At 72.1% G+C, this 19,601-nt stretch carries 14 protein-coding genes; 4 read left to right on the forward strand and 10 right to left on the reverse strand.

The genetic code is table 11. The features are described from left to right. Positions 1–199: 199 nt before the first annotated feature. The 5 genes from ACWGJY_RS10670 to ACWGJY_RS10690 all read right to left on the reverse strand — a co-directional run bounded on the left by ACWGJY_RS10670 (position 200) and on the right by ACWGJY_RS10690 (position 7,147). Positions 200–658 (reverse strand): cyclic nucleotide-binding domain-containing protein, encoded by a 459-nt coding sequence (locus tag ACWGJY_RS10670; RefSeq protein WP_453260410.1) that lies wholly within the window; start codon positions 656–658, stop codon positions 200–202. Between the two features lie 99 nt (positions 659–757). Then, entirely contained in the window at positions 758–3,640 is a 2,883-nt protein-coding gene (locus ACWGJY_RS10675; RefSeq protein WP_453260513.1) for an NHLP bacteriocin export ABC transporter permease/ATPase subunit, read from the reverse strand. A 10-nt stretch (positions 3,641–3,650) separates the two neighbouring features. Beyond that, positions 3,651–5,939, reverse strand: coding sequence for an NHLP family bacteriocin export ABC transporter peptidase/permease/ATPase subunit (locus ACWGJY_RS10680; RefSeq protein ID WP_453260411.1), 2,289 nt, complete (start codon positions 5,937–5,939; stop codon positions 3,651–3,653). Beyond that, positions 5,936–6,742, reverse strand: a complete 807-nt coding sequence (locus tag ACWGJY_RS10685) for an HlyD family efflux transporter periplasmic adaptor subunit (RefSeq protein WP_453260412.1) — start codon at positions 6,740–6,742, stop codon at positions 5,936–5,938. Before ACWGJY_RS10685 ends, ACWGJY_RS10680 begins: the two co-directional genes overlap by 4 nt. A 177-nt stretch (positions 6,743–6,919) precedes the next feature. Further along, the gene (locus ACWGJY_RS10690; protein ID WP_453260413.1) at positions 6,920–7,147 is read right to left on the reverse strand and encodes a type A2 lantipeptide; all 228 of its coding nucleotides are present in this window, start codon (positions 7,145–7,147) and stop codon (positions 6,920–6,922) included. Between the two features lie 757 nt (positions 7,148–7,904). Between ACWGJY_RS10690 and ACWGJY_RS10695 the strand changes: the two genes are divergently transcribed. Further along, positions 7,905–8,936: a PHP domain-containing protein gene (locus tag ACWGJY_RS10695; protein WP_453260414.1), complete on the forward strand. Its 1,032-nt coding sequence runs from the start codon at positions 7,905–7,907 to the stop codon at positions 8,934–8,936. An 8-nt stretch (positions 8,937–8,944) separates the two neighbouring features. On the opposite strand, the gene ACWGJY_RS10700 is transcribed toward ACWGJY_RS10695, so the two are convergent. From ACWGJY_RS10700 to tdh, 4 genes are all read right to left on the reverse strand, one after another. After that, on the reverse strand, positions 8,945–10,321 hold the full coding sequence (locus ACWGJY_RS10700; protein ID WP_453260415.1) for a chloride channel protein: 1,377 nt from the start codon (positions 10,319–10,321) through the stop codon (positions 8,945–8,947). Between the two features lie 166 nt (positions 10,322–10,487). Further along, the gene (locus ACWGJY_RS10705; RefSeq protein WP_453260416.1) at positions 10,488–11,396 is read right to left on the reverse strand and encodes a LysR family transcriptional regulator; all 909 of its coding nucleotides are present in this window, start codon (positions 11,394–11,396) and stop codon (positions 10,488–10,490) included. Positions 11,397–11,432: 36 nt separating this feature from the next. Continuing rightward, a complete protein-coding gene (locus tag ACWGJY_RS10710; RefSeq protein WP_453260417.1) occupies positions 11,433–12,665 on the reverse strand; it encodes a glycine C-acetyltransferase in 1,233 nt (410 codons plus the stop codon). 49 nt (positions 12,666–12,714) lie between these two features. Beyond that, positions 12,715–13,743 (reverse strand): L-threonine 3-dehydrogenase, encoded by a 1,029-nt coding sequence (tdh, locus tag ACWGJY_RS10715; RefSeq protein WP_453260418.1) that lies wholly within the window; start codon positions 13,741–13,743, stop codon positions 12,715–12,717. 412 nt (positions 13,744–14,155) lie between these two features. Here tdh and ACWGJY_RS10720 point away from each other — a divergent pair, with 412 nt between their 5' ends. Beyond that, positions 14,156–15,754 carry a S1 family peptidase gene (locus tag ACWGJY_RS10720; RefSeq protein ID WP_453260419.1) on the forward strand — a complete coding sequence of 533 codons (1,599 nt, stop codon included), beginning with the start codon at positions 14,156–14,158 and terminating at the stop codon, positions 15,752–15,754. 176 nt (positions 15,755–15,930) lie between these two features. On the opposite strand, the gene ACWGJY_RS10725 is transcribed toward ACWGJY_RS10720, so the two are convergent. Further along, the gene (locus ACWGJY_RS10725) at positions 15,931–16,710 is read right to left on the reverse strand and encodes a VOC family protein (protein ID WP_453260420.1); all 780 of its coding nucleotides are present in this window, start codon (positions 16,708–16,710) and stop codon (positions 15,931–15,933) included. 152 nt (positions 16,711–16,862) lie between these two features. On the opposite strand from ACWGJY_RS10725, the gene ACWGJY_RS10730 reads away from it, so the two are divergent. Both ACWGJY_RS10730 and ACWGJY_RS10735 read left to right on the forward strand, forming a co-directional pair. After that, complete coding sequence (locus ACWGJY_RS10730) at positions 16,863–19,271, forward strand: SpoIIE family protein phosphatase (RefSeq protein WP_453260421.1); 2,409 nt, start codon at positions 16,863–16,865, stop codon at positions 19,269–19,271. A gap of 123 nt (positions 19,272–19,394) precedes the next feature. Beyond that, on the forward strand, positions 19,395–19,589 hold the full coding sequence (locus tag ACWGJY_RS10735) for a hypothetical protein (protein ID WP_453260422.1): 195 nt from the start codon (positions 19,395–19,397) through the stop codon (positions 19,587–19,589). Positions 19,590–19,601 lie beyond the last annotated feature (12 nt).

Consider the following 19,601-nt stretch of genomic DNA (forward strand, 5'->3'; position numbering starts at 1 on the left):
ACGGGCCGCAGGCGCGACCCGGCACAGGTAGTCGGCCGGGCGTCGGAGGCGGTTCCGGGCGGTGGCGCCCTTTTCCGGCCGGAAGCCGGTCCGGCCGTGAGCCGGCCGGGCCGGGTGAGGCGTCACGGCGGCCGGTGCCTGCGCTGCGGGCCGCGCACCGTGTGGGGGTAGGGACGGCTGCGGCAGGCGCTGCGGGTGGTCAGGGTGCGAGGCCGCTGCCCTGGGGGCCGTACAGGTCCAGCAGTCGGGTGCGGGTGCCGTGCAGCCGGTCGGCCACCGTCTCGGCCACGTAGTGGTACATCGCCCGGCCGAGGACGGGGTCGGACTCGCACAGGGCGCGGACCACCCTGGCGTCGAACTCCACGGCCTCCACCGGGCCGACGGTCTCCGCTCCCAGGTGCCACAGATAGGGCGGGAACAGCCAGGACCAGCCGAGCAGTTCATCCCGGCCGAGGGTTTCGACGACCGCCGCCCGGCGCCCGGGGACCCGCTGGTCGAGCGCGACCTGTCCGCTGCGGATGATCCAGAAGCGGTCCGCCCGCCGGCCCTCCTCGAAGAGGCGGGTGGCACGCGGCATCGACACCTCGACGGCGATATCGGTCAGCCGCCGGCGCCGGTCGGGCGGCATCGCATGGAACAGGTTTCTGATGGTGGCCATCGCATCCTCCGCTCGCTCCCTGCACGATATGCGGTGCTTTACGGGGATGACCGGAAGGCTCGACCGGCCGGGGCCCGGCGGGGCGGAACTGCGGCGGGCTCAGGTCAGCTGACGCCGCACCAGGTCGTGCAGCCGGCCGCCGGTGTCGGCGAGCAGGTCGGCCGGGGCGCCCTGCTCGACGATCCGGCCGTCCGCCATCACGATCACACGGTCCGCGTCCATGACCGTGGACAGCCGGTGAGCGATCACCAGCCGGCTGGCGCTGAGCTTGCGGGTGCTGTCGATGACGATGCGCTGGGTCTCGTTGTCCAGGGCGCTGGTGGCCTCGTCGAAGAACAGGATCCGGGGGCGGCGGACCAGCGCCTGGGCGATCATCAGCCGCTGCCGCTGACCGCCGGAGATGGCGCCACCACCGGAGATCATGGTGTGCAGCCCCATCGGCATCCGCTTGATGTCCTCGGCCAGGCCGGCCATCTCGGCGGCGGCCCAGGCCTCTTCCTGGGTGAAGGACTCGGCGCCGCAGATGCAGTCCAGGATCGATCCGGTGAGGGGCTGCGCATTCTGCAGGACGACCCCGCACTGGCGGCGCACCGCCGCCTGGTCCAGGGCGCCCAGATCCTGACCGTCGTAGAGCACATGGCCCGAGGACGGCTTGTCGAAGCCGATGAGGAGCCGCAGCAGGGTCGACTTGCCGCAGCCGCTCGGGCCGACGACGGCCACGAACTCGCCGGGCCGGATGCGCAGCGAGACATCGTCGAGGACCAGCGGACCGTCGTCGGTGTAGCGGAAGGACAGCTTCTTGGCCTCGATGCCACCGGACAGGGCGCCGGGCTGGGCGCTGGCGCCGCGCACTTCGGGCTTCTCGTCCAGCACCGGCTTGATCTGCTCGAACATCGGCAGTGCGGCGGCGGCCGAGACGAATGCCCCGGTGATCTGGGTGACCGAGGTCAGCAGCATGGTCACCGAGGTGTTGAAGGTGAGGAACGACCCGGCCGACATGCTGCCGCGGGCCGGTCCGGCCAGCAGCATGAACATGGTGAGCGAGCAGACCGGCAGATAGACCGCGTTGAGGACGGTGGTCAGGTTCTTGATCCGGCCGGCCTTCTGCTGGAGTTCCCGGGAGCGGGCGAACTCGCGGGCCCAGGCCGCGTACGCAAAGCTCTCGGCCGCGGCGACCCGGAGCTTGGGCAGACCGCGCAGGGTCTGGAACGCCTGGTTGTTGAGCTTGTTGCCGAGCTTGACCAGCCGGCGCTGCCAGCGCAGCTCCCACAGGCCCATGGCGAGGAACACCGCACCGATGACGATCAGCATGGCGATCGCGGCCAGCGCCAGCGGCACGCTGTAGACGAGCAGCAGCACGAGGTTCATCGCGCCGACGGTCGTGGACTGCACGGCCACCGGGCCGAGGCCGGACAGCACCCGCCGGATGGCGCTGATGCCCATCGCGGCACTGGCCAGCTCTCCTGTGGAGCGTTCCGTGAAGAACTTGGTCGGCAGCCGCAGCAGCCGGTCCCACACGGCCGGCTGCAGCGCGCTCTCGATCCGGCCCTCCATCCGCAGCACCGTGAGGTTCTGCAGCAGCATGAAGGCGGCGGACACGACGCCGGTGATGATGACGGCCAGGGAGACCTGGACGATCAGGCTCTTGTCGGCGCTCGGGACGTACACCCCGAGCACCTTGCCGGTCGCAATGGGGACAAGGGCGCCGAGGCCGACCGTCACCAGTCCGGCGAGGGCCAGATTCCGCAGGTCCATCCGCGTACCGCGCAGGCTGAAACGCATCAGCCGCCACATGTTCATGGGCCGCTCCGGCAGCGGGCGGTAGAACATGACGGCGCGCGGTTCGAGTTCCTCGGCGTTGTCCTTGCCGATGCGCATCCGCAGTCCGGAAGCCGGGTTGACCGCCTCGTAGCGGCCGCGGCGCCACAGCAGCGCCACGGGGGCACCGGACTTGGCGCGGTGGCCCACCAGGGGGCCGGTGTCGGTCCGCCACCAGCGGCCCTGGAGCCGGACCGCGCGGGTGCGGATCCGCGAGCTGACCGCGATCCGCTCGACCGGGGTGATGCGGTCGTTGGCGGCGGCGCCCTTCGGCGGTTCGGTGAGCGTGATCCCGGCCGCCTCCGCGACCGTACGGCAGACCGCGAAGGTGGCATCGTCGCCGGCCCGGTCCGTCCCGGCCCCGCCGCGCCCGGCCCGGTCCCGTCCGATGGACGCCAGCAGCGCCTGGTCGGCCCGCTCGCGGACGGCCTGGCCCGCCTTGATGCCGGCGGCCGTGCGGTCCTCGTGAGCGCGCTCCAGCTGCTCGATCCAGCGGTCGACGGCGGACAGCAGCCGGTACTGCTGATTGACCATCTGCTGCCACAGCCCGGGGTCGACCAGCAGATCGCCGGCCGCCTCCGCGCTGTAGGAAGCGCCGTACTGCACGCTGCCGGGCGGGACCGGCATCCACAGGATGTCGTCGTCGGCCACCGCCTCGTCACCGGGCCGGCCGTCGAGCGGTGCCTCGAACAGCACGCCCAGGCTGCGGGCGGTGCCCAGCGCGAAGGCGTGTTCCAGCGCGGAGGGTGCCTCGCCCTGGCCGCCGTACGCGGGGTCGTGGCCGGGGCCGCCCTGCGTGCCGTACTGCGGGTACGACCCGGTGTCGCCGTACTCCCCGTACTCGTACCGGGGCAGTTCGCGCAGCGGCACCCGGCGCAGCCGGCAGTCCTGTGACGGCCGGCCGAGCAGGGTGTGCTGCGGGCCCGCGACCGGGCCGAGCAGCAGGGTGCCCGCTTCGAGACGGCCCAGGAAGTGCCAGTGCCCTTCCTGGGCGGCGTCGACCGCGAAGAGGTCCAGCGCTCCGCCGGTGACGAGCCACAGCACATGCGGGCCCTCCAGGGGCACGCTGCGCAGCCCGGTGCAGTCGACGGGCGTGCCGAGGGCGCCCAGCGCCTGGGTCACCGCGTCGGTGTCGCCCGGTCCCACGACCGCGGGCGGGGGCATGGATGACACGTCAGTGCTCCTTGACCAGCTCGGCGTACGGGCCCCCGGCGGCGACCAGGTCCTCGTGCCGGCCGCGTTCGACGACCACCCCGTGGTCGAGGACGACGATCTCGTCGCTGTCGCGGACGGTGCTCAGCCGGTGGGCGATGACGACGCAGGCGCAGCCGCGCCGCCGCAGGTTGTCCATGATGGTCTGCTCGGTCCGGGCGTCCAGTGCGCTGGTGACCTCGTCGAGGACCAGGATGCTGGGGCGCCGGACCAGTGCGCGGGCGATCTCCAGCCGCTGCCGCTGCCCGCCGGAGAAGTTGCGGCCGTCCTGCTCGACCCGGCTGTGGATGCCGTCGGGGCGACGGGCGATCACATCGTCGTAGAGCGCCGCGTCCTGCAGGGCGGCGATGACCGCGTCGTCCGGTATCGAGGGGTCCCACAGCGCCACGTTGTCGCGGACCGTGCCCTCGAAGAGGAAGATGTCCTGGTCGACGAAGGACACGGAGGCGGCCAGCGCACTGCGGGAGAGGTCCTCCAGCCGCTGCCCGTCGATGCGGATGGTGCCTTCCCAGGGGCTGTAGAGCCCGGAGATCAGCCGGGAGACGGTGGACTTGCCGCTGCCGGATCCGCCGACGAGGGCGACCTGCCGGCCGGGGCCGACGGCCAGCGAGAAGCCGGTGAGCAGTGGTGTGTCCAGCGGGCTGTAGCCGAAGGTGATCCCCTCCAGCGTCACATGGCCCTTGAGCCTGCGGGTGTCGGCGTCCGGCTCGGGGCGTGAGTAGAGGGTGTCGACCGGGAAGCTCTCGACGTCCTTGAGGCGGGCCACATCGGCGGCGAAGTCCTGGATTCTGCCCGCCACTCCGTTGAGCCGGGTGATGGGTGCCGTGAAGCGGGTCACCAGCGCCTGGAAGGCGACGAGCAGACCGATGGAGATATGGCCCTCGACCGCCCGCAGTCCGCCGATCCACAGGATCAGTGCGCTGTTGAGCGTGGCCAGGGTGGGGGCGGCGACGGCCAGTGCGGCGCTCGGCACACCGAGGCGCTGTTGCACCTCCAGCGTGGTGGCGTGCTGGCCGGCCCAGCGGCGGAAGTAGCCGTTCTCCCCGCCGGTGGCCTTCATCGTCTCGATGAGCTGCAGACCGGTGTAGGAGGTGTTGGTCAGCCGGGCGGAGTCGGCGCGCAGCTTCTGGGTGTGGGTGGCCCGCAGCCGGATCACGATCCGCATGGCGACGACGTTGAGCAGGGCGATCCCCACGCCGATGACCGTCAGCTGGGGGTCGTAGGTCCACAGCAGGACGGCGTAGAGGATGACGACGATCCCGTCCACGCCCGCGGCCGCGAGGTCGCGCGCCAGGGTTTCGGCCACCGCGTCGTTGGACTGCAGCCGCTGGACCAGATCGGCCGGGCTGCGCTGGGCGAAGAAGGTGACCGGAAGTCTGAGCAGATGGCGCAGGAAGCGGGCGCTGGTCAGGGTGGAGGAGATGATGCGGCCGCGCAGCAGATTCGCCTGTTGCAGACCGGTCAGTACGGCCGTCAGCGCCACCATGGCGGCCATCGACGCGAAGAGCGGCCCCAGCAGCGAGGTCTGGTTGCCGATCAGGAACATGTCGATATATGTACGGCTCAGCGCGGGCACCGCCGCGCCGACCGCGACCAGCAGCAGGCTGGCGAGCAGCGCGGCCAGCAGGGTGCCGGTGGTCCCGCGCAGCCGGGCGGGCACCGCGCCGAGGACGCCGGGCTTGCGGCCGCCCTTGTGGAAGGATTCGCCGGGCTCGAAGACCAGGGCGACACCGGTGAAGCTGGTGTCGAAGTCCTCCGTCGGCACGAAGCGGCGGCCCTTGTCGGGGTCGTTGATGCGCACACCGCGGCGGCCGAAGCGGCGGCCGGTGCCGTCGTAGACGACGTAGTGGTTGAACTCCCAGAACAGGATGGCCGGCGCCTGCACTTCGGCGAGCGCGGCCGGTTCCATCTGCATGCCCTTGGCCTGGAGGCCGTAGCTGCGGGCGGCCTTGAGCAGATTGCTGGCGCGCGAGCCGTCGCGGGAGACCCCGCAGGCGATCCGCAGCTCCTCCAGCGGGACGTGCCGTCCGAAGTGGGCGAGCACCATGGCCAGCGAGGCGGCGCCGCACTCCACGGCCTCCATCTGGAGGATGGTGGGGGTGCGTACGGCCCTCGTCTTCTTGGGCTTCGGGGCGGGCGGCGCGGCACGGCGGGCGCGGCGGGCGCCGGGCGCGGGCTCGGGGCGGTGCCGGCCGCGGACGGGGGGCGGCAGCTGCTGCTGCGGGGCTGCGGAGTCGTCGGTGGCGGTCACGGCAGCAGCCAATCGATCGGGTGCTGTGCGGCCAGATGGACGGCGCCACTGGCCGGCGTCATGGAGTCGACGGCGTACGGCGGGCCGCCGGAGGTCGACCAGGCGTAGCCGGACTTGTTCTGCGGCGAGGCTTCGAGCTGCACCAGGACCGCGAGGGGCTGGCCGTGCTGCGAGAACTGCTCGCCGAGCTGGCTGTTGCCCAGGTAGGCGCCGATCCGCTGGCGGGTCTGCGCGGTCCTGCCGACGGCCCTGACCCGACCGCGCAGTACGCCGTACTGCTGGCTCGGCACGGACTGGACGGTGAGGTCGACGGATGCGCCGACGGGGACGGTGGCGCCGCTCTCGGCCGGTACGTACAGGGTTGCCGTCAGGGGGTCGCTCGCGCGCGCGACGCGCTCCACGGAGGCCACGTCCGCCCCGGTGGTGACGACGGAGCCGATCGTGGCGACCATCGTGGTCAGCCGGCCGGCGGCGAGCGTGCGCACGACGGCGGTGCCCCGGGCGGTGCGGACCTTCAGGACGGGGGTGTTGGCGGCCACCCGCTTGCCTTCTTCGGCGAGTACCGCGGTGACCTGGCCCGCGACGGGGCTCTGCAGGACATAGCTGCCCTGGCCGTGGGTGAGGATTCCGGGTGCGCTGAGGGTGGACGACACGGTGCCGGTCACCGCCCATACGGACGCGGCGATCACGAACAGGACCGTGACGGTCAGCACGAGCCAGCCCTGCGGGCGGGCGAAGCGCACCGGCAGGTCGATTTCCTCGGGCGACTGCAGCTTGGAAAGGGCCTGTTGGCGGAACTGCACGACACTCTTCCCTCAACTGCAATGGTCTGTTCAGACAGGTGGCGGCCGGGCGCCCCGGTCCCGGGCGGAGCCAGGGAATCCGGGGCACTCGGCCCGGCATGTCGGCAAGGAGGGGGCGCCGACCTGCCGTTGTCACCGTTCAAAGCCGGCTGTACCGCTCAGCGGCACAGAAGCGACTCAGAGACCGGAGGCCAGGCCCGTGGCCGTGCGGACGGCGCCCGAGGCGTTGAGGCCGGTGGCGCCGTCGACCAGGCCGGTGGCGGTGCCGACGAAACCCGAGACCGGGGTGATGGAGTCAACGGTGTTGGTGGCGGTGCCGACCACGCCGTTGAGGAGGCCACCGGACACGTTGTCCAGGTCGGTGTCGGAGATTTCCTGGGTCTGAACCTGGGGGGTGGAGTTCATGATGTTTCCCTTCGGATGAATATCTCGAAAAAGCTGCGCCCGAACCGTCCGGTGGGGTGGTCCGGCCGCGGCTGCGGCAGTCGGGTACCCAAAATCGGGAACCGATGGTGTGACTCCCGCGGTGCGAAGGATCAAAGCATGCAGGCGCGTTGCGCTGCTAATCGGAGAACCGCTGATCCGGGCACCAACGCCCCGCCGAATTACCTGAAGTGCACGCCTGTCCATGACTTGATGGCAGCTTCTTCACATCTTCTTCGGTTTCACTTCTGACTCACCGGTAGCCACGCATTCGACGAACGGGACATTCCCGCACCAAACCGCTGATGCGCAGGTCAGCGCGGGGATACAACAAGGGAGAGCAGGTGCCTACTGCGCATTCGGTGTGCAGATCCCTTGAAGACTGCCGGTTTTTACGACACCCGGGCACAGCACGGCCGGGGAACTCCGGCGCACGCTTCCGGCAGACCGCTCCGAATGTTGCAGAGGCATGAAATGTGCCCGATTCGCCCGGAGTTCATGGGCGCCATTGGGGGAGTTGAACGCATTGAACACAATCATCGGCACTATCCGTACACCATTCCCATGGAATCGGATCGAGTGGCCGGAGAACGGACATAGCCGCATAACGGCGCGCCTTCGGACCCGTCGGTAATGGGCGGTTCCCGGTGGCGGCACCGACACCCCGGTGGCAGCCGCCCACCGGGTGGGGCACCGTGAAAGGACGCTGCGGGGCCGGCGCCCCGGGAAGGAGCCGTAGGTGGACCCCGTCGAGGCGCTGGAGCGGATCGCCTTTCTGCTGGAGCGGCAGGGGGCGGTGAGCTACCGCGTCCAGGCGTTCCGTACGGCCGCGACGGTGATCGGGGCCATGTCCCCCGACGAGCTGCGCCGGCGTGCCCTGGACGGTTCACTGGGGCGGGTCAAAGGGCTGGGGCCCAAGACCGCCCGGGTCGTCGAGGAGGCGTTCGCGGGCGTCCGGCCCGGGTATCTGTCCCGTCTGGAGGAGGAGGCCGGCGGTCCGCTGGTCGAAGGGGAGCGGGGGCAGCGCCTGCGGCGGGCGCTGCGCGGCGACTGCCATCTGCACTCGGACTGGTCGGACGGCGGCAGCCCGGTCGGGGCGATGGCCCGCACCGCCCGCGACCTCGGGCACGCCTGGTGTGTGCTGACCGACCACTCCCCCAGGCTCACCGTGGCCCGCGGGCTGACCGCCGAGCGGCTGCGGCAGCAGCTGTCGCTGGTGGCGGAGGTGAACCGGCGGCTGGCGCCGTTCCGGCTGCTGACCGGGATCGAGTGCGACATCCTCGACGACGGCACCCTCGACCAGGACCCGGAGCTGCTCGACCAGTTGGACGTGGTGGTCGCCTCGGTGCACTCCAAACTGCGGATGGACAAGGCGCCGATGACCCGGCGGCTGCTGGCCGCGGTCCGCAATCCGCTGGTGGACGTGCTCGGCCACTGCACCGGACGGCAGATCACCGGCAAGCTGCGTCCGGAGTCGCAGTTCGACGCCGCGGAGGTGTTCGCGGCCTGCGCCGAGCACCGTACGGCCGTCGAGATCAACTGCCGTCCCGACCGCTTCGATCCCCCGCGCCGGCTGCTCCGCCAGGCGCGGGAGGCGGGGACCCTCTTCTCCATCGACAGCGATGCCCATGCGCCGGGCCAGCTCGACTGGCAGATCTACGGCTGTGCCCGCGCCGAGGAGTGCGGTGTCACTGCCGACCGCGTCATCAACACCTGGACGGAGCGCCAGTTGGCCACCTGGACCCGGACGGGCCGCACGCCGCGCCGCTGAGCGGGCCGTCAGGCGGCATGCGGCGCGGCCGCGGGAGGCGCGTCGGCGGAGGGCGCGTCCGCGACGGCGGGCGGAGTGAGCCGCAGCGCCACGACATAGGCGACGACCACCGCCACGATCACCAGCGGCATCACGGCCAGCCCGCTGCGCCCGAGCAGCAGGGTGGCCAGCAGCACCGAGGTCATCGGCAGCCGCAGCATGGCCACACACATGGCGCCGACGCCCATCGCAAAGGCGGGGGTGAGCGACAGGCCCGGCAGATGGGACAGCACCACACCGCCCGCCCCCCCGAGGAACAGCGCGGGGAAGATGGGGCCGCCGCGGAAGGCGCTCAGCGAGGCGCAGTACGCCAGGCCCTTGCACAGGATGAGCAGCAGCAGCGCCGCCACCGAGTAGCCGGCGCTGTCCCGGAACAGCGATCCCAGCGCCGACTGGCCCGAATAGAGCATCTCGGTGGCGGGCTTGCCGGTCGCCGTGGCGAACGCCACCGCCAGCGCGCCCACCACCAGGCCCATCACCACCGTGGCCGGCACCCGGTGGCGGACCACATGTCCCTTGAGGAACCGCGAGAGCCACCGCACACCGACCCCGAGGAACGCGGCGGCCGGTCCGATCACCAGCGCCCAGCCGAACTCCGCAGCCGTCGGCCCCGCGGCCGGGGGAATGTCGTGCAGCGCGAGGGAGTACGTCCCCAGTCCGGTCCAGTCCCCCAGCCCGGTGAAGACGAGCGCACCGATCCCGGCCGCGAGCAGGCCGGGCACCAGCATCATCCCCGGCATCGGGCCGCCCAGCCCCGACACCTCCATCAAGAGGAACGCGCCCAGGAGCGGGGAGCCGAGCAGTGCGCTGACCGCGGCGAAGCTGCCGGCGGCGCCCACCGCGGCGACGGCCTGGGAGGTCATCCCCCGGCCCAGCAGCCGTAAGGCGCCCGCGGCCAGCCCGCCGCCGAGGGCGATCAGCGGCGCCTCCGGGCCGAGCACCGCACCGAAGCTGAGGGAGGCCAGGGCCGCGAACACGATCCCGGGGAGCGCGGAGAGCGGGGGCGCGCCACTGAGCGCCAGCCCGTCGGCCGGCTCATGGCCGCCGTGGCCCGGCAGATAACGGACGGTCAGGCCGACCAGGAGACCGGCCACCACGAGCATCGGGACCGGCCACCACAGAGGTGTCCCGGCGAGGCCCAGCGCCCGCGGCAGATCCTGGTGGATCAGCGGTTCCAGTTCGTGGACCAGGGCGAGAAAGCCGAACGCGACGGCGCAGACCGGGAAGCCGACCACTGCGGCCACCAGCAGGAGCTTCAGATACCCGCGGGTGCGCACCAGCGCGTACGGGTCCTGGCGCACGGTGGCCGGATCCTTGCCCACCGGACCGGCCGGGCCGACCGACATCCGCCTCGCCTCCTCGGTACCGGGGGTGCCCCGGCGTCCGCGCGGGCCGCCGCCGTGCCGAGCCTGCCACGGCCGGTCCGGGCCGGCATCCCGGGCGCGGCCGGGCAGGTACCCGGCGGGGCGCCCCGGCGCGGGCCGGCCGTACCGGGGCGGCGGACTCCGCCCCTCACTCCTGCGGCGCCGCCGCCTCGCGCAGGGCGGCCAGGACCGGGCGGAGCAGGGGGTGTTCCTCGGCCCCGCGGCGTACGGCGGCGAAGACCCGGCGGGTGGGGGCCACATCGTCGACGGGGCGGACCGCCACCCCCGTGAGGTCCATGTCGCGCAGTGCCGAGCGGGGAACGAGGGCCACACCCGCGGCGGCCGAGGCGAGGGCGACGACGGCGCGGAAGTCGTCGGAGGAATGCTCCAGCCGGGGTTCGAAACCGGCGTATTCGCAGGCCAGGACGACCACGTCATGGCAGGGGTTACCGGGGTAGGGCCCGATCCAGGGGTCCTTGGCGAGATCGGCGACGGCCACCTGTGGCATGGCGGCGAGGCGGTGGCCGGGCGGCAGCACCGCGTCGAACGGCTCGGCGTAGAGCGGGACCCGGGTCAGCCGTGGATCGTCGGCCCGGGGCGCGCCCCGGTATTCGACGGCCACCGCCACATCGACCTGCCGGTCCAGGACCATGAGCAGACTGGCGTCGCCCTCGGCGTCCTGGACACGGACCCGGATGCCGGGGGCGGTGCGGGCCAGTGCGGTGAGCGCGGGCGCGACCACCAGGCCGATACCGGTGGCGAAGGCCGCGACCGTGACCGTGCCGGCCTCGCCCGAGCCGTAGGCGGCGAGCTCCGACTCGGCGCGCTCCAGCTGGGCCAGGACGGCATTGGCGTGGGCGAGCAGGATGTCGCCCGCGGCGGTCAGCCGTACGCCGCGGGCGCTGCGCTCCACCAGACGGTGGCCGGTCTCCTGTTCCAGGGCGGCCAGCTGCTGGGAGACCGCCGAGGGGGTGAGATAGAGCGCGGCGGCCGCGGCGGTAACCGTACGGTGGTCGGCTACCGCACGGAGGATGTGCAGCCGTCGTGCTTCGATCATGCTTCCAGTTTCGCAGGGAACGGCCCGCGGGCCGTGTCAGCCCCCGAGCGCGGCGCGCGCATCGACGAACGCGTCGACGGCGCGGTGGACGTCCGCGGTGGAGTGGGCGGCGGACAGCTGCACCCGGATCCGTGCCTGGCCCTGCGGGACCACGGGGTAGGAGAAGCCGATGACGTACACGCCGCGCTCCAGGAGCAGCTCCGCCATCCGGGCCGCCTCGGCCGCGTCGCCGATCATGACCGGGGCGATGGCGTGGTCGCCGGGGAGGACGTCGAAGCCCTCCTCGGTCATCCGGGAGCGGAACAGCGCGGTGTTGGCGTGCAGCTGCTCGCGCAGGTCACCGGCCGACTCCAGCAGGTCGAGCACCTTGAGCGAGGCGGCGGCGATCACCGGGGCGAGCGAGTTGGAGAAGAGGTACGGGCGCGAGCGCTGGCGCAGCAGGGCGACGATCTCGGCGCGGGCCGCGACATAGCCGCCGGAGGCGCCGCCGAGGGCCTTGCCGAGGGTGCCGGTGATGATGTCGACGCGGTCCATCACGCCGTGCAGCTCGGGGGTGCCGCGGCCGCCGGGGCCGACGAAGCCGACCGCGTGCGAGTCGTCGACCATCACCATGGCGCCGTACTGGTCGGCCAGGTCGCAGATCTCCCGCAGCGGTGCCACATAGCCGTCCATGGAGAAGACGCCGTCGGTGACGACCAGCTTGCGGCCGGCGCTGCCGGCCTCCTTCAGCCGGCGTTCCAGGTCCGCCATGTCGCGGTTGGCGTAGCGGAAGCGGCGGGCCTTGCTCAGGCGGATGCCGTCGATGATGGAGGCGTGGTTGAGGGCGTCGGAGATGACCGCGTCGTCCGGGCCGAGCAGGGTCTCGAAGACGCCTCCGTTGGCGTCGAAGCAGGAGGAGTAGAGGATGGTGTCCTCCTGCCCGAGGAAGCCGGAGATCCGCTGCTCCAGCTCCTTGTGGACCTCCTGGGTGCCGCAGATGAAGCGGACCGAGGCGAGGCCGTAGCCCCAGCGGTCGAGTGCCTCATGGGCGGCCGCGACGACCTCGGGGTGGTCGGCGAGGCCGAGGTAGTTGTTGGCGCAGAAGTTGAGGACCTCACCGGGGGTGCCTTCCCCGAGCTCTCGGCTTCGCTCGAGCAGGGGAGACCCCATTGCGGTGACCGCGACGGTGGCGGACTGCGGGGTGCCGATGACGCGCTCGGGCTTGTGCAGACCGGCGGCGCGGATCTCGTCGAGGGTGCCGCGCAGTTCGTCGCGTACGGAGTCGAACATCAGGAATATCTCCAGGAGTTGGGGTGAGGGCGGGCCGGATGGGCGCCGGTCAGCAGGTCCAGTCGAGGATGATCTTGCCGCTGCGGCCGCCGGCGGCATCGTCGAAGGCGGCGTCGAAGTCCTGGTACGGATAGCGGCCGGTGATCACGGGCGCGAGGTCGAGACCGCCTTCGAGCAGCACGGACATCGCGTACCAGGTCTCGAACATCTCCCGGCCGTAGATGCCCTTGATCGTGATCATGGAGGTGACGATCCGGGACCAGTCGACGGGGAACTGCTCGGCGGGCAGGCCGAGGACCGCGATCCGGCCGCCGTGCGTCATATTGGCGATCATGTCCTGCATCGCCTCGGGCCGCCCCGACATCTCCAGTCCGATGTCGAAGCCCTCGCGCAGACCCAGCTCGCGCTGGCCCTCGGCGATGGACGTCTCGGCGACATTCAGCGCGAGGGTGACGCCGACCTTGCGGGCCAGGTCCAGGCGCGGCTCGCTGACGTCGGTGATCATGACATTGCGGGCGCCGGCGTGCCGGGCGACGGCCGCGGCCATGATGCCGATCGGGCCGGCGCCGGTGATCAGCACGTCCTCGCCGACCAGCGGGAACGACAGTGCGGTGTGCACGGCGTTGCCGAACGGGTCGAAGACGGCGGCAATGTCCAGGTCGACGGGGACGCGGTGCACCCACACATTGGTGGCGGGCAGCGCCACGTACTCGGCGAAGGCACCGTCCCGGCCGACGCCGAGGCCGACCGTGGCGCGGCACAGATGGCGGCGGCCGGCCAGACAGTTGCGGCACTTGCCGCAGACCAAATGGCCCTCGCCGCTGACCAGATCACCGGTCTTGACCTCGGCCACATCGCGGCCGGTCGCCACCACCTCGCCGACGAATTCATGGCCGATCGTCAGCGGCGTGCCGATCGACTGCTGGGCCCAGCCGTCCCACGCGCGGATGTGCAGATCCGTGCCGCAGATGCCGGTGCGCAGGACCTTTATCAGGACATCGCCCGGACCGATGGCCGGTTCCGGCACGTCCATGAGCCAGAGACCCGGCTCCGCTTTCTGCTTGACCAGTGCCTTCACCGCAACGGCTCCCGTACGTGTGTGACCTGCCAGGGGCCCGAACCGGCCACCCGATCTTCGTCAGGAAATCTTCCCTACACCGGCCGCCGGGTCCATCGAGGTTTTCTTAAGCACGGCCACAGCTGCCCTTTACGCCCCGCGGGGAGAGGGGCGTCGGGCCTTGGACGTGAGCGCGCTCACGCGCGGATGACCCGCTCGGCCCGGTCGCCGGAAGCGCAGCTCGGGGGCGGTGCCACGGGGTCTGCGCGAGGGGGTCAGGCCGGTCCCGCCGCGGGGTGCCGGGCGGGCCGGCCGGCGCGGGAGTGTAAACGTTCGCCACCGCAAGCGTCGGAATTCATCACAGCGTGAGTGGCCGTGAGACCGGGGTGCACGGCCCTACGTAGGACTGGGTGGCAGCAACACACGGGTGCTGATGCGACGCACCGCGGCTCCCCGTGTGCCCCGTTCCTGTGCGTCCCTGGAGGTCAGTGAATTGAGCCACCGACATGTGAACAAGCGGACCGGCGCCCTCGCCGGCGCCGCGGCGGCCGCCATCGCCGCCGCAGCGATCCTGCTCCCCAACGCCAACGCGAGCACGGACCAGCCGACGGCCCCGAAGACGCTCAGCGCCCACTCGGCCACGCAGCTGGCGGCATCCCTGAAGGCGGACCTGGGGGACAAGACGGCCGGCTGGTACCTGGACGGCGCGAACGGCCATCTGGTCATGAACGTGCTGTCGGAGGACGACGCCAAGAGCGTCACGGCCAAGGGCGCCGTCGCCAAGGTCGTGCACAACAGCATGACCGCGCTGAAGGCCGGCGCGAAGACCCTGCGCGACTCCGCCTCGGTGCCCGGCACGGCGTGGTCGATCGACCCGAAGACCAACAAAATCGTGGTGCTCGCCGACAGAACCGTCACCGGCGCAAAGATGGCCACGCTCAACAAGGCCACGAGTGGCATGGGCGCAGGCATGGTCACGGTCAAGCGGTCCCGTGGCGAATTCAAGCGGTACGACGGCGGGGACGCGGCAAGTACGGCCGGGAGCGCGGCCGGTGGCGGCGGGCAGGCCGCGGGCGGCGCCGGAGGAGCGGGTGACGCCGGAGGCTCGGGCGGTGGGGGTGACGCCGGAGGTTCCGGTGGAGCGGGTGACGCCGGAGGTTCCGGTGGCGGGCAATCGGCCGGTGCCGGGGGCTCCGCCGGTGGTGCCGGGGGCGCCGGAGGTGGTGGCGGGCAGGCCGCGGGGCCGGTCGGCGGCAGTGCCATCTTCGGCGGCAACGCACGCTGCTCGCTGGGCTTCAACGTCACGGTCAAGGGCGCCCCGGCATTCCTGACGGCCGGTCACTGCGGCAACGACTCCAAGACCTGGACTGCCGACCAGGGCGGCAGCCAGCCGCTGGGCACGGTCGCCGACTCCAAGTTCCCGAAGACCGACTTCGCACTGGTCACCTACGACGACAAGGGCGCCAAGCCACAGAGCGCGGTCGACAAGGGGGACGGCTCCACCCAGGAGATCACCAAGGCCGCCGAAGCCGCCGTCGGCATGAAGGTGCAGCGCTCGGGCAGCACCACCGGCCTCCACGACGGCACCGTCACCGGCCTGGACGCGACGGTGAACTACGGCAACGGCGACATCGTCAACGGCCTCATACAGACGGACGTCTGTGCCGAACCCGGCGACAGCGGCGGCTCGATGTTCTCCGGCGACTCAGCCGTCGGGCTGACCTCCGGCGGCAGCGGCGACTGCACCCAGGGGGGCGAGACCTTCTTCCAGCCGGTCACCGACGCGCTCAAGGCCACGGGAGCCGAGATCGGCTCCGGGGGCGGCGGCGCAGCAGCAGGTGGCGCGGGCGGCGGTGACGCCGCGGCGGGCGGCGCCGGTGCCGGTGACGCCGGAGCAGGAAGCGCCGGAACGGGCACGGAGGACCCGGGTGCGGGCTCCCAGGACCCCGGAACCGGTGCGCAAGACCCGGGTGCCGGCTCCCAGGACCCCGGAGCGGGCGCCCAGGACCCGGGGGCCGGCGGCAGCCAGTGACCCCGGGACGGCCGGCGGCAACTCGCTGAACCGACCACCCCGGAATCCCCGGAATCCCTCTGCCCCTCGGCCCCGTCCCCTTCGACGACGAAGGAGGGCGGGGCCGACGGGCCGTGCCGGCGCCCCGGGCTCCCGGTCGGCCCTCAGGAAGCCCTCAGGAAGCCCTCAGGAAGCCCTCAGGAAGAGGTGACGGTGAAGAAGCCACCGTCGGGGTCCCGGATGACGGCCTGGCAGCCCTTGCCGTCCGCACTCGGTGTCACGGGGGTCACGGTTCCGCCCGCCTCCACCGCGGCAGCCGTCACCTTCTCGATGTCGCGGACCGGGAAGTGAACGTGCCAACGGGGGCGCACCCGTGGGTCCGGGGCGGATTCCACAGCGCCGCCGCGCAGGGTGGCGACGGTGTGTGTACCGTCCCGGACGATGACCTGGTCGTGTTCGTAGGTGACATCGCAACCGCCCGGCTCTCCGGAGGCCCAGCCGAAGACCTCCGCGTAGAAGATGGCGGCGGCGAAGGCGTCCCGGGTGCGCAATTCGAGCAGGGCCGGTCCGGCGCCCTCGCCGACCGACCAGGCCAGGGTCTGGCCCTCCCAGAAGCCGAAGGTGGCGCCGTCGGCGTCGGCGGCGAGGGCGGCGCGCCCGGGGCCGAGCTTGAGCGGGCCGACGGCGACGGTCCCCCCGCGCTCGCGGATCCGGTCCGCGGTCTCGTCGGCGTTCTCCACCGCGAAGTACGAGGTCCAGGCCACGGCGACCTGAAAGCTCTGGGCGAGGGCACCGATGCCGGCGACCGGCTGCCCGCCGGCCACCGCGACGGAGAACTCCTCGCCCAGGCTGGCCGGGCGGAACCGCCAGCCCAGGACAGCGGAGTAGAACTCCTGCGCGGACTCCAGGTCGCGGGCCATCAGGCTGACCCAGCACGGAGCGCCGCGCACCGGAGTGGCCGGGCCATGGGCCGACATGACATCTGCCTCCTGTTGCTCAGCGCCCCTTCCCACTCTGCCAGCGACGGGACGAAGCCGCACCAAGGGCGCGTCCCGGCGTCCGCAGCGCAGTTGTGCGGGTCTTGATCAGGCTCGATGCTGTAGATACTGAACCGGTCTGGGTTGATGCCATGAACGCATGGAACGCGGCGGAGAACGCCGACTTCCGTGGTCCCCTCGACGTCACCAGGGCGGCCACAGCGGTCCTGGACGCCCAGGACCGCATCATCGGGTGGAGCCCGGAGGCACAGCGACTCCTCGGATACGCACCGGAGGAGATCATCGGGCGCTCCCTGGAAGCGCTGGTAGCGGCCGGTTCCGCGGGCGCCGCCGGCGCTCCGGAAGCCTCGCCGAGCGGCAGCCAGGTGCACACGGTGCGCCACCGGGACGGCCGGCTGCTGCGGATGGCCGTCACGAGCTGTCCGCTCGCCGAGGTGTCCGAGGTCGCCGGTGTGCGGCCCGCCCGGGTCCTGGTGGCGGCCGGCCTGGACGAACACCTGATGTGGGAGTCCCGCCAGGCGATGCTGCACGGCCTGGCCACCCAGTCTCCGGTAGGCCTGGGGATCTACAACACCGAGCTGCGGCTGACCTGGGCGAATGCCGCGTATGTGGAGGAGATCGGGCTGCCGGTGGAGGACTTCCTCGGCGCACGGGCCGATGAGCTGTACCCGGACGGCGAGTTTGTGACCGAGGGCTATCCCCGCACCCTCGAGGCGGTGATGCGGCAGGTCCTCGACACCGGCGAACCGGTCCTCGATCTGCACTTCGTCGGCCAGCAGCCCTCCGATCCCGGGCTCGATCACGTCTGGTCCTGCTCCTACTACCGGTTGCAGGGCGCCGGCGGCCAGGTGCTCGGGGTGTGCGAGGACGCCTTCGACATCAGCGGCCGCTACCAGGCCCAGCGCCGGCTGAACCTCCTGGTGGAGGCAGGTGCCCGGATCGGCACCACCCTCGACATGGCCGTCACCGCGCAGGAGATCACCGAAGTGGCGGTGCCGGACTTCGCGTCCGTGGTCACCGTCGACCTGGTGCGGTCCGTACTGGACGGCGGGGAGCCGGAACCGGTCGACGGCACCCTGCCGGCCCTGATGCGGGTCGCCACCCGCACCGCCGCTCAGGCACCGGACGGCCCGCCGCCCGCCCGGCACCACGTCGAGTACCCGCCCGGCTCGCTCCAGTACCGCAGCCTGTCCTCCGGAGGCATGGTGCGTGAGGAGGGCACCATGGTCGTGCCGCTACGGGCCGGCGGCACCCTGATGGGGCTGGTCACGTTTATCCGCGGCGCCCCGTCGGTGTTCGACAAGGGGGAGATCGAGCTGGCCGACGAGCTGGTCATCCGGACTGCGGTGTGCCTGGACAACGCCCGCCGCTTCACCCGGGAGCACACCGCCGCGCTCACCCTCCAGCGGAATCTGCTGCCGCAGCATCTGCCGGCGCAGTCCGCCGTCGATCTGGCCTACCGCTATCTGCCGAGCGACGACCGGGCCGGGGTCGGCGGTGACTGGTTCGACGTCATCGGCCTCTCGGGTACCCGGGTCGGCCTGGTCGTCGGGGACGTGGTCGGCCATGGCCTCCAGGCGGCGGCGACCATGGGCCGGCTGCGGACGACCGTACGCGCCCTGGCCCGGCTGGACCTGTCCCCCGACGAGCTGCTGAGCCGGCTGGACGACCTGGTCGGACAGACCGCGGAGGACCAGGCCGCCACGATCGGCGCGGACGCCGGGCCGGACGACGTGGCCACCGGCGTGACCTGTCTCTACGCGGTCTACGACCCGGTGTCGCGGCGCTGCACCATGGCGCGGGCCGGCCATCTGCCGCCGGCCGTCGTCGACGCGGAGGGCGGTCTGTCCTTCCCGGATCTGCCCGCCGGCCCACCGCTGGGCCTCGGCGGCCTGCCGTTCGAATCCCTGGAGATCGAGCTGCCGGCCGGCAGCCTGATCGCCCTGTTCACCGACGGGCTGGTGGAGGCCCGGGACCGGGACGTCGACGAGGGGCTGGACATCCTGGGCCGGGTGTTGAGCGATCACCGCCGGCCGCTGGACGAGCTGTGCATTCACGCGCTGGCGGAGCTGCTGCCGGACGGGCCGGCCGTCGATGACTCGGCCCTGCTGCTGGTGCGTACCCGCGAGCTGGACGCCCGGCAGGTGGCGGCCTGGGAGCTGCCCGCCGAGCCGGCCGCGGTGAGCAAGGCCCGTGAACTGGCCACCGGGCAGCTGCGGGACTGGGGCCTGGAGGAGCTGTCCTACGCGACCGAACTCGTGGTCAGCGAGCTGGTCACCAACGCCGTACGCCATGCGTCGGGGCCGCTGCATCTGCGGCTGCTGCGCGACCGCACCCTGCTGACCGAGGTGTCGGACACCGGCCATACCTCTCCCCACCTGCGGCACAGCGCCAGCGACGACGAGGGCGGGCGGGGGCTCTTCATCGTCGCGCAGCTGGTGCAGCGCTGGGGCACGCGCTACACCCCGAACGGCAAGACGATCTGGACGGAACAGGCGTTTCCGCCGGACTATCCCGGGGCCCCGCGCCCGGCCGGATGACCGGCTGCCGGGGGTGCGGGCCGGGGCGGGCGCGGCGCACATCGTGCGGGTGTTCGGAGGCGGTCCCATGATGGAACCAAGCGAGGTCCCGGCGACCCGGCGGGCGCGGACAGAGGAGGACCTGTGACGACCAATGGCAGGGACAAGCCGGCCGAGCACAGCCCGGTCGAGCTGTACACCGGCAGCGAGCGGCCCTACGACCCGGAGGACCTGGTGAAGGTGTCCGGGCGCGAACCCACCCCCGCGAGCCTGGAATGGGCCAGGCGCCTGATGGCCGAGGAGGGCCCCGGCCCGGCCATCGAGCGGTATCTCCCGTGACGGGAGGAATCC

The sequence above is a fragment of the Streptomyces sp. NPDC054765 genome (assembly GCF_053612065.1).

Excerpts from the sequence above, each read along its gene's own strand:
- ACWGJY_RS10675 (WP_453260513.1), bottom strand. The coding sequence starts at position 3,640 with ATGCCCCCGCCCGCGGTCGTGGGACCGGGCGACACCGACGCGGTGACC.
- ACWGJY_RS10700 (WP_453260415.1), bottom strand. The coding sequence starts at position 10,321 with ATGTCGGTCGGCCCGGCCGGTCCGGTGGGCAAGGATCCGGCCACCGTG.
- ACWGJY_RS10710 (WP_453260417.1), bottom strand. The coding sequence starts at position 12,665 with ATGTTCGACTCCGTACGCGACGAACTGCGCGGCACCCTCGACGAGATC.
- ACWGJY_RS10705 (WP_453260416.1), bottom strand. The coding sequence starts at position 11,396 with ATGATCGAAGCACGACGGCTGCACATCCTCCGTGCGGTAGCCGACCAC.
- ACWGJY_RS10720 (WP_453260419.1), top strand. The coding sequence starts at position 14,156 with ATGCGACGCACCGCGGCTCCCCGTGTGCCCCGTTCCTGTGCGTCCCTG.
- ACWGJY_RS10730 (WP_453260421.1), top strand. The coding sequence starts at position 16,863 with ATGAACGCATGGAACGCGGCGGAGAACGCCGACTTCCGTGGTCCCCTC.
- ACWGJY_RS10670 (WP_453260410.1), bottom strand. The coding sequence starts at position 658 with ATGGCCACCATCAGAAACCTGTTCCATGCGATGCCGCCCGACCGGCGC.
- ACWGJY_RS10725 (WP_453260420.1), bottom strand. The coding sequence starts at position 16,710 with ATGTCGGCCCATGGCCCGGCCACTCCGGTGCGCGGCGCTCCGTGCTGG.
- ACWGJY_RS10690 (WP_453260413.1), bottom strand. The coding sequence starts at position 7,147 with ATGAACTCCACCCCCCAGGTTCAGACCCAGGAAATCTCCGACACCGAC.